Below are 12,328 nucleotides of genomic sequence, written 5' to 3'. Positions count from 1 at the left end.
CAACTGACATTACAATGAAATCAATACACTAAGCGATAGACCCGAATAGATAGCTAAATTAGGCCTGCTGTTGTGCTGACAATAAAACACTGCGAATGACTTCACATGTTTTATCTATCTCTGCTTTAGTCAATGTTGGATGAACCAAGAACATTAAACTGGTTTCCCCTAACTCAACCGCATTTGGTAATCGTACCTCAGGGCGCCAAGGCGTATTATCAAAGGCTTTCTCAAGATATACCTCTGAGCAGCTCCCTTGAAAAGCAGGTACGCCAAGAGCCATTATTTCATCTACGATACGGTCTCGTGACCAACCTTTGGCTAAATTCTCAGGCTTAACAAACATATAATGCTTGTATTCTGCATGTTCGATATAATCAGGTACAAGAACAGTTCGAACTACATTTATATCAGCAACAGCTTCGTCTATCGCTTTGGCATTGGATTGACGTTTAGCGGTCCAATCTAGCATACGAGTTAACTGAATACGGCCTATCGCGCCCTGCATTTCGGTCATGCGCCAGTTAGTGCCAAAGCTTTCATGTAACCAACGAAACCCAGGTGGATGTTCACGATTATATATGGCGTCAAAGCTTTTACCATGATCTTTATAAGACCACATTGTTGACCATAACTCTTTATCATTCGTTGTAACCATGCCACCTTCACCGCCGGTGGTCATGATTTTATCCTGACAGAATGACCAAGCACCGATATGACCAATAGAACCTACACTTCGGCCTTTGTACTTTGCACCATGGGCTTGAGCACAGTCTTCAATGACCTTAAAGCCATACTTCTCAGACAGCGCCATAATAGCGTCCATCTCTGCAGGCATGCCAGCAAGATGAACAACAATCACAGCTTTGGTTTGTGGCGTTAACACAGCTTCAATTGATTTTGCTGTAATATTTTGACTATTTAAATCTACATCAGCAAAAACAGGCGTCGCGCCTGCTGTCACAATTGAAGAGACAGAAGCTAGAAATGTGCGTGGAGTAGTAATAACTTCGTCATCTACAGCGACATTTAGAGCTTTTAAAGCTAGGTCTAAAGCTAAAGTTCCGTTACCTAGAGCAATAGCGTGGTCACAGCCAACCCAAGCCGCAAATTCTTTTTCAAAGTCGCGTCCTTCTTGACCAGTCCAATAATTGACTTTATTTGACAACAAAACACGACTGACTTTATCTGCCTCCTCTTGTGAAAAGGAAGGCCAAGGAGAGAATTTTGTATTAAGCATTAATAATTCCAAAGTGAAATATAACTAGTGAGCCTGAAAAATGAAACAATGAATTTCTTACAAAAGCTTTTAACAAAAAGAAGATACAATAGATGAAATAGCGACTGATACTAATTACAACAAACCTCTTTAATATCAGACTTAGCTAACGAGTTTAAACGTCGTTTTATAGAGGTCGAGCAGGACAGCCGACAACAGTCTTAGAGTCCGTAACATCATGTAAAACAGTAGCACCAGCCCCAACAACAACATTCTCGCCAATTCTAATCAATTGTTTTACCTGCGCACCAATCCCAATCCAACTACTCTTTCCTACTTTTACACCGCCAGCAAGGTTTGCACCAGGGCTTATATGAACACCGTCACCAATAATGCAATCATGATCAATTGTTGCACTAGTATTAATTATGCAAGCATTGCCTATAGCTGAAAAAGGATTAACAACAGCATTAGCTATCACAACGCTGCCTTCTCCCAATTGGGAGTATGGACTAATTATTGCCGAGGGATGAATTAAAGCAGTAAGATTCGCACCTGCAGATTTTAATAAATCGACCTTATCAAGTCGAATTTTATTGTTACCAATTGCTACTACAACTAAATCATATTGATGAACTAGTGAGAGTAGGTCTAGAGTATTTCCTAAAACATCCCAATTCTCAATACTTTGTAGTTCGGGCCAACGATCATCATAAAAATTAATTTCTGTATAATGATTAAGATCTGCAATTTCAGCAATCACTTTACCGTGCCCACTAGCACCTAAAATAGCGCAACGTTTAATCATTACTATTTCCCTTAAAAGGTTCAATGGTAACGTGACCTTCTGCTGAAATATCCTCTTTTAAAAAAACCTTTTTAACCGTTAACAATAAAATTTTTATGTCTAACCATAATGATTGATTTTCAACATACCAAGCATCAAATTCAAACTTATGCTTCCAACTAATTGCATTACGACCATTAACCTGCGCCCAACCTGTAATGCCGGGGCGAATGTTATGCCGTTTAGCTTGTTCGGGTGAATATAAAGGAAGGTATTCAACTAGCAATGGACGAGGCCCAACTAAGCTCATATCACCCTTAAGCACACTCCATAAACCAGGAAGTTCATCTAAACTTGTTGAACGTAGTTTTTGCCCAAATGGTGTAAGGCGTTCTGAATCAGGCAAAGGGTTACCCTTAGAATCAACCGCATCTTTCATGCTTCTAAATTTAAGCATATTAAAGGTATTGCCATGTAGACCGGGCCGAGCTTGTTTAAACAACACGGGACTACCCAATCTTTGTCGGATTAATATGGCTGTAATTAACATAACGGGAGATAATATTAATAAAGCAAAGAAAGCTGCAAAAAAATCAAAGGTACGTTTCATTTAAATTATTCTCTAAAGAGTAAGTAATGGCATTATTTGTTTAAAGAATTGAATTTCTCATTATAAAAGTCGAGCATCTTTTGCCAATGCGCAGTTTTTTCAAATTTATTTTCAATGGCTAATCGTGCATTTTCCCCAAGTTTTGTAAGGTTAGATGCTTTCATACTGCTGAGCATTGCATCAAATAGTGCATCACAGTTCTTTGCAGCAACTAGCCAGCCATTAATACCCGGTGTTATTATTTCATTACAACCGTTGATATCAGTAACAATGCAAGGCAGTGCCATCGCACCGGCTTGTAATGGTGTATTTGGAAAACCTTCTCGATAACTTGGTAAAACAAGTACATCACTTACAGCAAGCGCTGGCCGAACATCGTCTTGCCAACCTATATCATGAATACGAGGGTGATTTTTTATCGATTGTGTTATCTCTTTCGGTAAAGGTAAGCGCTCATCCATTGCACCGACAAGCAATAGATGTGCATTCTCTGGCAGGCGATTAAAAGCCTCTAGCAATTCAAAGAAACCTTTATCCTGAGTAAACCGACCAACAAAGCAAAACAAAAACGCATCTTTGGATAAATTTAATTGTGTCCGAAGCGCTGAATCTGTTCCTTCATTAATAACAACATCCCTATTAAAATAATCAGTATTAACACCTGCTATATTGCCATGGCCTATTACCTTTAATTCTTTTTTAGTAATACCATAATTTATAAGATCTTGCTTAACGCCATTTCCTTCAGGCACAATTGTTGTTGCACAAGCACAAATCAATCTGTCCATCCAAATTAATATTTTTTGCTTTATCCCTGTAGTAGTTGGAAAGATTAATCCTGTAAAAGTATGCACTCGAACAGGGACTCTACATAGAAAGCCAGCAAGCATGGTAATAAAACCAGCTTTAGGTGTATAAGAATGTACAATATCTGGCTTTAACTTCCTGAGTGCCTTAATCATTTTAAATAATGATATTAAATCCTTAAAAGGACTGATACCACGCTGCATAGGTACAGAATGAATAGGTAAACATTCATTTCTGCTTACCTGCTTCAACTCTTCTTCGGGGCTACTAATGATAACAACATCGAAGTGTTCAGCTAAAAATTTAGGTTGATCTGCTAAGATGCCAGTTAAAGTAATAGGAACTGTTGTAATAATTACTAATTTAATCATGCGCATATATCAATGGAATATACCTAATTTGTCATTTATTTTTCTTAATTGTTGTAAGAAAATTTTCTTTTCCCTTTTTGATATATCACTCTTATTCATTTTAGAAAAATATTTCCTTTGCAAACCAAGTTTAAAAATACTAAACGTTAAAACGATTTTTGCTAACAATTTCAATCTGAATTTAAATTTAATAAAGAAAGGTAGTGGTAACTTATTCGCTACTAACAACCCTCCTTTATAGCTAGTAATAAATTTATGCTGGTTTAATGTATTATCTGAACGGTAGTAATAGCCAATAACATTTAAGTAACCTAGCTTTAAATCATTATTAAGGAAAGCTCTAATCCATAATTCATAATCCTCTACTCGCGCCATTGAACCATCATATTGATTGCGCATATACCATGATTTACGGACTAATAAGGATGCATGACAAATACCATGTTGACCAGCTATCATATGGGGCAATGAGACTTCTGAAGGGGGGCTAGGTAGAGATTGACCCATATAAGAATTACCATCGATATAACCTGTACCGGTTGTAACTAAGTCCTTACAGGGGTGAGCGTTTATGTAATCAAATTGCAATTTCAACCTATTATCAGGGATAATATCATCAGCATCCATTCGTGCGATCAAATCGAATTTAGCAAGTTCTACGATTTGATTTAATCTTGCCGGCAGCCCCATATTATGACCATCAGATATCACTCTAATTCTGGGATCTTCAAAACTTTTTGCTATTGCTAAAGAATTATCGGTAGAGCCATCATCAAGTAGAATAAGCTCAAAATCTCCAAACGACTGATTAAGTACCGACTGTATTGCAAGCGGCAAATATTGTTCTGCATTGTAAATTGGGATTGCAACTGTAATGGACATAACTTACCTTAAAATAATACGGTGAATAACGAAATATAAGAGTGTAAGGGGAGTGACTAATTTAAATTTTGCACATCTAAAAAACAACTTCCAATGCAGTGGCATATTGACTGTGGTTATTTTATTTAGCGCTCCTGAATATTTTTTATCACTCACAATAGCCAAAATTCGACTTCGAGTATTAAAAAATGAATCCCTTTTACTCAATTCATTAAGCCCTAAACCAATAATTGAGCAAGCAATACGATTAGAAAACGCATTTTTATATTCATCTACTAAATCATCGAGATCTACACTATTCCGAATATATTCATGGAGTTTTTCCCACTGTTTTAGGAGGTTAGGTTTATAGACTGTCGTAATTGAATTTTCATTAGTTTTAAGGTAATTATATAGAGGGGTATTTAAGAAATATGCGGACTCGACATTATTAAAAACCTGTAGGTTAAAAAGTAAATCTTCTGACGACCCAATGATATTCAAGTCAACAAATGAAATCCGTTCAACCATGAGACCTGATTTATAAAGTTTACAATGTACTGTAACTTTAGCATCTAGAATATGAGGACGTTTCAAGTCTAAATTGGAGGGGCCAAGCAAATCTTTAAATACCCCCTTTTTTACGGTAACCTTATTATCAAAAGCTATATTTTCATTGTAAACAAATTGCTTTTCAATCCTTTCGGAAAAAAATTTATTATATGGCCAAAATACAACGTCATAGTCGTTTTTTAAAGCTATCTCTATAACGATGCGGCAACAATCTAAATCTAACCAATCATCAGGGTCTACAAACATAGTAAAATCACCTGTCACTCTCGATAAACCAGCATTTCTGGCGGCAGATACGCCTTGATTAGTCTGAGATATAACGATGATACGACTGTCGAGTTTTGCATATCTGTCTAATATAAGCTGGCTATTATCCGGACTGCCATCATTAATACAAATGATTTCTAAATTTTGATAGCTTTGCTCAATTAAGCTAGTTAAGCATTTATCTAAATACTCTTCCACATTATAAACAGGCACAATTATACTAATTAAAGGGGTATCCATATTAAAACCTTAAAAGTAGAGTTCAACCCCTAACCGATATGGGGCTAGACCTGAAAAAGAAGTGGTGGTCAAATAAAAATAAACAAACAAAACTAGCAAAACAGAAGTGAGTACGAATGCCCTCGTTCCTCCACGTTTATAATACATTACTGATAATGGTAAAGAAAAAATAACAAACTGTGTAAAATACATAGATAAGCGCAAAATTCCTGACGGATTCAATGAAAGAATAACCGACATCCAACCTATACAAACTGCAATCAACATCATCAATAATGAAAGGTCATAAATCCTGTCTTCAATAGAGCAGAATCTTTTACTCATCCACAACCAAACAAGTAAGGCAGAATTAAACAGTACCGTGACTAAACCTCCCCCAGAACTATTACCATCAGCATAACTTTTATACCTAGCATCATACTCTGAAGCGACTTCAACAATACTAGTAATTGAAATGGCGACTAATACCGATAACACTACAATAAGGAGCACCTGTTTATAATCTAATTTTTTTCCATACAAAAAGTAAAAAGGTAGACAAACAAGCATGGATTTATGAAAAAAAAACCCTAATAGAACGACCAAAATAAATAATATAAAATTTCTATTGATGATAAATCTTAGCGAAAACATAAATAATGCAATAGCGATTGCTTGCCGAGCACCATTGAAATGAAACGTATAAACCCCTAAAAGTATAAAAAGCAACCATGAAAATGATTTGAAATTAGCATGCTTTAGAATAGAAGATAAACAAAGACTGCAAACTAATATTGAAATAGAACCAAGAAACACCTCGTGTCCAAAAAAAGTATTTTTTGAAATATATCTAGTGATAACTTCTAATAGATGAAAAGCAGGTTCAGAAAATAATATCGATTTGTTCTCAAAGGACCTAAACTCTACATTGTTCCAAAGCTCCAAGTAAGTATACGTATCCGTTCCAACCCACTGTCCCCTGTAGGCTGCAAGCATAACAAGTGGAAACAAAGCTACTGCTATAAAAAAATGATAACCTGAACTTTTATTATCTTTTAAATAAACAGCAAAGAAAAGGGAAACGCAAGAAATAAAAGCAACAATAATATATGGGAACACTATTTTAACAGCCTATATAGTTTGGATAATTCATCACTGTTTGAATGATCTTTTTGCTTATTATAGTCAACTAGTTTCAACTTTAGTAAGTCATCATGGTAAAGCTCCTCGATCCCATCAGCGATATCATCGACTGGTTGACCACAAATCATCCCATTCACACCACTGTTTATTTGGCTTGGCGCCGTAGGGTAATTTGTAATAATGACCGGTTTAGCTAATATTAATGCCTCACTAACCGTAACAGCCTTGCCTTCATAACGTGAGGGCTGCACGTAAATATCACCTGCGTTCATATACGGATATGGGTTAATCATACTCCCCAGCAAGATAAAACGATTATGCAGATCATGTTCTGCAATTTTAGCTTCAATCAATGGTCTGTCACCTCCTTCACCCACAATGTACCAGTTGATATCTTTGTAACCACGGTTGTTGAGTACGGCTAACACACCAACCGCTCGATCAAAGGCCTTGGCATCACAAAGCCGACCTACACTGACGAGGTTAAAGCCATCACTTAATGGTTGTTCAAGTGGTTCGCATGCCATCGCCTTTACATAATCGGGGCTTGTAAGGTTTTCAACCACATGGACTTTATTTCTTAAGCTCGGATGCGTTTTTAAAAATGAATCAGTGCAGGCATCAGAGATACTAATAATGTAATTAAATTTATCCCAAACAGTTAAATCTTTTGCTACATCAATATCGATAGTAGAGTAATCTGTATGAATCCAAGCAATTTTAATATCTGCATTGACATTAAATGCCGTAAAATGATGTGGCCATAAATAGCTGATTGCAATATCATACTCTTGCTGAATGGGCTCAACGCATTTGTAACAAGTATTCCAAATGTATTGAAACTGAAAGTATCCGGCATCATTCGTTTGTGTACGCTTCGCGAATTTTTTTGCTGCTAAACGAGCTATAAACCTTCTAGTAGCAAGACTTGGATAACCCGACAGTAGAGTATCTATAATACCTTTTCTGAAAGTTTTGCAGCCTGCCTTTTCTGGTAACAGCTTTGCACGATTATCGATAAGCTTCATCAGTGGACCAGTGTGGCTATGTAGATGCAAATCAAGGTCAAAGTGACCATAATCGAAATTTGCAAGCATACTAGCAAGGCTACGTTCAACTCCGCCAATTTCCATATCGTAGTTAGTTATTAGAACGCGCTTTTTCATCGCACCATACTCCAAAACTTGGTAGCTAAATTTTTTCCAATCAATTTTACAAAAGCTAATTTAACAAAACGGATTAGGTAATCTCTTTTATTTCCCCAGGTAATATCGTAATGATGCACTGTGTACGTTTTTTCAGTTCTATTATCAATACGGTTAATGTAATCCAGTGGGGATAAATATTGCTGTTCAAGTACTTTAATAGTTGAACGTTTATAATATATTAGTTGAGTTTGATTTACTTGCTTAAGCCCTAGCCTAAATAACCAATTAGATAGCATATTCACATTAGTTGTAGTGTTGATAACTGTATCGGTAAGAAAGGATTTAGAGTGGTAAGAATCTAAAAACTCCTTTATAAATGCATTTTTTTTTACCGCGATTATCGAACTAGTACAAACCCAATTTTCTTCTTCAAAGCCCAGAATAACATCGGCTTTAGCGTTATCTATAAGTCCATTTAATGATTTAACTACTTCCACATCAGTGTCTAGGTAGATACCACCATAATCGTAAAGAGCTTTAAGTCGTGCATAATCAGCAACAAAAGCAAACTTCTTGGCGGTATATGCTTGTGAAGTGTAATCACAACAGTGAATATCGAAGTTTGACTCGTTCCACTCTTTGATTTCGTAATCAGGTAAAACTATTTTCCAGCCTTCGATGTATTTTAAAACTGATTTTGGTTTAGGATTATTACCGAACCAGCAGTAATGGAGTATTTTAGGTATTTTAGGTATTTTAGGTATTTTAGGTATTTTAGTCATGTGAATTCGAACCTATACGTTGAAACTTACTTTCAAGAAAATTAATGAAATATGAAAATTGAATACACATAAATAACAGCGTGCTAAAAATCATTACTGGGTCATTAGTTAAATACACAGATTGGCTAAAGGCACCAAAATTCATATAAAGGAACATGTGTGAAAGCCATATATTAGAAGAATGATGTCCTAAATAAGCTAGAGTTGAGTTTACAATTTTGGGTTTATCAATAAGCAAATAGCAAACGAACAAGCCAACACCTGTAAAAACAGCTGCATATAGAGTTGGCACATATGTTTTTACAATAAACATATAAACTAAACTTACAAGCATTAACGGATTAATAACAAACCGATTGAGTTTTTTCAAGCATGTTTTTAATTACATTAACATGCCAAATTTAACAAAATATGCACCTATTACGAAAAGTAGCAAGCTATTACCTAGTAACGCGGCTTATGTAACAGACCACTCTAAATAGGGTTGCTCTGCACTAAAATGGCTTTAAACCGCTGAATATATCCAATTGTATAAATAACAAAAATAGAAGAATGATAACTGTGACAATGTAACTATCTATCAACTTAAACAAAATTGGTGAAAGCAACAAACAGAATATATATGTGGTAAAGAACCACCAGGCACCATTATAACTAGTGTCAGGTGCCGTTAAATTTAACAGTATTACTTGCCAACTACCGGGATAACGCCCCAGGGCAACCGCATGAGTGTTTAGTTTTTAACCGTCGCACTCAAACCTGCAATTAAAACGCTTTCAAGCATCGCTGGATTCATTAAACACCGCTTCTGTTTACCGACAATACTCAGTTTGGTTGGCTCTGAGCGCAACATATTCAACGCCATATGTCGTAAACATGCTAAGTTTTCTGCACCGTTTTCTTTATAAATCTGGCACGCATCTTCATGCATACTGACATCGAGTACCCAATGCATTGACCGTATACCCCAGTGTTCACGTACTGCTGACGCTGCCTGCTTAGCTGTTAATTCCTTTGAACTGATGTAGTAACGATACTCAAGCCCTACGGACTTATCGTGTTTGTATCGGAAGCTTTCTATCATTATAATACTTTTTAAGTTTTTCCAACGAGTGAAGTTGCCGTCAAGCTCTTGCACATTTAACACTGTGCATTGTCGAGACTCAATTCGACCATGACCTTTTTCAAAATCCACGTTATTCAATACTGCTGAGCGTGTCGGTTTAAATGATTTTTCAATCGCTTGTCGCAACTTTCCTTGATTATTTTTAACCGCGAGTAAATAGTCGCCGCCTTGCTCTACAATCGTCTTAGCTATTTTTGTCTGACAAGCCATCGCATCAATTGTTACTAAGGCTCCGCGTAAATCGAGCATCCTAAGCAGTTCTGGAATAGCTGTAATTTCATTGCTTTTCTGGGCAGTTTTTACCTGACCAAGCACCAGTTTATTTGATGAGGCGTAGGCACTTATCATGTGAATAGTACTTGACCTGTCTTCGCGGTTATACGAACCACGAAGTGTTTTCCCATCAATAGCGATCACTTGACCTTCTGTCAGAGTATGAATCGATTGCATCCAGGCTAAAAAGCATTGTTGGAACTGCTCTGGTTCAATTGTCGAGATAATGCGGGCAATGGTGTCATCAACGGGAATATCGTTTATAAACATGCCATTGCCTTTAAACCACTGGTGGTGACCGAAGATATACTCTCTAATGTCAAACCAACCTTTAGCACCCGTAATAACAGCTCAAAGGGAGCCGAACAAGACCTCAAAGAGTGTGTAAGTCACTTTAGCACTTTGGCGTTGGTCAGAAATTGGTTGAAAATGGGCCTTGAAGCTCTCGATATGCATGAATACTCTCCTTCAAAAGGGAGTATAAGATCACAGGTAGCTTTGTGCGTCAAATCGATCTATTCAGTTGGTCAAAATACGTTCACGATCTTGCCCTGGATAACGCCCCCCCAATAACGGCCCCTGTATTAAACAAAACAATATGAGTATCACCCAACACTTTATATACAGACCCTTTTAATCTTTTGGGGAATTTTTATATGGTTCTGTTTATTCTGCTTTTTATAAGAATAATAAAGGCCATCGCCACTACAGTATAGAAATAACAATACACAACAATCAGTAAATAGTGACATATAAAACGTTAACGGTGTACCGTTAATTAACAGGTAGGGCGCATAGATATCATGGTAATCATAAGCATTAAATAAGTGTAGCATCAGCACAAAGGTAATTGCTATTCATTTTATTAGATTAAATTGTTGTTTGCTCATGTTCTTTTACAACAAGCAATTGATTCTAACAAATAAGTTCTGGACACTTTGATTTTTTTTAACAATATTTCATTTATTTCATTTGTGTAATTTACAACATCACCTGAATGGTATTTACTCTCTTCATTTATTGTTTTGAATATATCTTCCATCCTTGCGTTAATACCTTCACTTCGGTGCTCGATAATAAATGGTATTTTAAAAATCAATGGAAATACTACAGCATGGAAGGAGTTTGATATAACTAACTGGGCATCTCGAACTAATGACAAAAAAACATCAGGCCCCACATTATCAAAACGTTTATCAGCATACGCAAACTTCCCTGGATTTACAGTATATATTTTCCAATTATTTTCCTTACTAATTGAAAGTGCTTTTTCCTTAATTCTATCACTAGATTCAAAGTCGTAAACTAATAAATACTTGTCAGGGAACTGTTTAGTTGCTATTTCATTCCACTGTTTTTCGTCTAACAGAAAAGCTGGATCCATAACATGTGTTACATTGTTAATACCTAATTGATTAATTAACCCTACGCCAGATGATTCCCTACATGCGATATGATCTATATTACTGACTTTAGAAAACACAAACCCTTCATACCCATTGTGAATTTTATCAGTAGCTAAACTTGCGGCATAGGCAATTTTTTTTACGTCTTGCGAGCCAAAATCCAAATAAAATGCAGGGTCTTTACCATTAGCGTGAAGGGTATTCCATATCTGGTCGCTGCCACATATATAAGCATCAGCACTTGGTGGTTTCGCTTGCAAACATTGATGACTTGAGTACCTTTCTGTTAGCTTTAAATGTTTTTTGTTAAATACATCAAATGCCCACTTTCTAGTTCGAGACCTCAAGCGCGATGGCAACTTTGCTGATAAATATAAACACTTAATCACTAAATTTGTTGAAAATCTTGGATTGTTTACAACGGTAAGTTTATAATTCCTTGAAAGGTACTCTGGCTTATAATCAATAATTTCCACATCATGCCCCTGCTGACTTAAGTAAGTCATGAGTGCATATGCCTGCAAAGTAGCACCATGATTATATACATCGTGACAGGTAATAGTTTTTATCTTCATGTGTTCCTACAATATTTAATTTGACGTTATACTTTAACTTAACTTAACTTGGTTATTTATATTGAACCAACCCATAAACCTATTTCTAATATAAAACAATAGCGTAATAAAAAATAGTAATGTAAAAATACTACCTTTGATAACGAAATCCAAAAGGCTAT

At 36.1% G+C, this 12,328-nt stretch carries 10 protein-coding genes and 1 pseudogene; all 11 read right to left on the bottom strand.

What is annotated here, in order from left to right; translation table 11 throughout:
• Positions 1–58: 58 nt before the first annotated feature.
• The 11 genes and pseudogenes from CXF86_RS05475 to CXF86_RS05420 all read right to left on the bottom strand — a co-directional run bounded on the left by CXF86_RS05475 (position 59) and on the right by CXF86_RS05420 (position 12,167).
• The gene (locus tag CXF86_RS05475) at positions 59–1,240 is read right to left on the bottom strand and encodes a DegT/DnrJ/EryC1/StrS family aminotransferase (RefSeq protein WP_102038545.1); all 1,182 of its coding nucleotides are present in this window, start codon (positions 1,238–1,240) and stop codon (positions 59–61) included.
• 166 nt (positions 1,241–1,406) lie between these two features.
• A complete protein-coding gene (locus tag CXF86_RS05470; protein ID WP_219622722.1) occupies positions 1,407–2,027 on the bottom strand; it encodes an acetyltransferase in 621 nt (206 codons plus the stop codon).
• Positions 2,020–2,616 carry a sugar transferase gene (locus CXF86_RS05465; RefSeq protein WP_102038544.1) on the bottom strand — a complete coding sequence of 199 codons (597 nt, stop codon included), beginning with the start codon at positions 2,614–2,616 and terminating at the stop codon, positions 2,020–2,022. Before CXF86_RS05465 ends, CXF86_RS05470 begins: the two co-directional genes overlap by 8 nt.
• A 32-nt stretch (positions 2,617–2,648) precedes the next feature.
• Positions 2,649–3,794: a glycosyltransferase family 4 protein gene (locus tag CXF86_RS05460; protein ID WP_257985294.1), complete on the bottom strand. Its 1,146-nt coding sequence runs from the start codon at positions 3,792–3,794 to the stop codon at positions 2,649–2,651.
• 9 nt (positions 3,795–3,803) lie between these two features.
• Complete coding sequence (locus CXF86_RS05455) at positions 3,804–4,676, bottom strand: glycosyltransferase family 2 protein (RefSeq protein ID WP_102038542.1); 873 nt, start codon at positions 4,674–4,676, stop codon at positions 3,804–3,806.
• Positions 4,677–4,679: 3 nt separating this feature from the next.
• Positions 4,680–5,735, bottom strand: coding sequence for a glycosyltransferase family 2 protein (locus CXF86_RS05450; RefSeq protein ID WP_102038541.1), 1,056 nt, complete (start codon positions 5,733–5,735; stop codon positions 4,680–4,682).
• A 9-nt stretch (positions 5,736–5,744) separates the two neighbouring features.
• On the bottom strand, positions 5,745–6,833 hold the full coding sequence (locus CXF86_RS05445; RefSeq protein WP_102038540.1) for an EpsG family protein: 1,089 nt from the start codon (positions 6,831–6,833) through the stop codon (positions 5,745–5,747).
• Entirely contained in the window at positions 6,833–8,023 is a 1,191-nt protein-coding gene (locus CXF86_RS05440; RefSeq protein ID WP_219622721.1) for a glycosyltransferase, read from the bottom strand. Before CXF86_RS05440 ends, CXF86_RS05445 begins: the two co-directional genes overlap by 1 nt.
• Positions 8,020–8,787, bottom strand: coding sequence for a glycosyltransferase family 32 protein (locus CXF86_RS05435; protein WP_102038539.1), 768 nt, complete (start codon positions 8,785–8,787; stop codon positions 8,020–8,022). The genes CXF86_RS05440 and CXF86_RS05435 overlap by 4 nt, the downstream gene beginning before the upstream one ends.
• 733 nt (positions 8,788–9,520) lie before the next feature.
• Positions 9,521–10,642: pseudogene (locus CXF86_RS05425) on the bottom strand (ISAs1 family transposase).
• Between the two features lie 430 nt (positions 10,643–11,072).
• Entirely contained in the window at positions 11,073–12,167 is a 1,095-nt protein-coding gene (locus tag CXF86_RS05420) for a polysaccharide pyruvyl transferase family protein (protein ID WP_102038537.1), read from the bottom strand.
• Between the last annotated feature and the right edge of the window lie 161 nt (positions 12,168–12,328).

Source organism: Shewanella sp. GutCb, from assembly GCF_002836135.1.
Lineage (GTDB): Bacteria > Pseudomonadota > Gammaproteobacteria > Enterobacterales > Shewanellaceae > Shewanella.
Note: the sequence above shows the minus strand (reverse complement) of the source record. Positions and strands in the feature narration are given on the sequence as shown.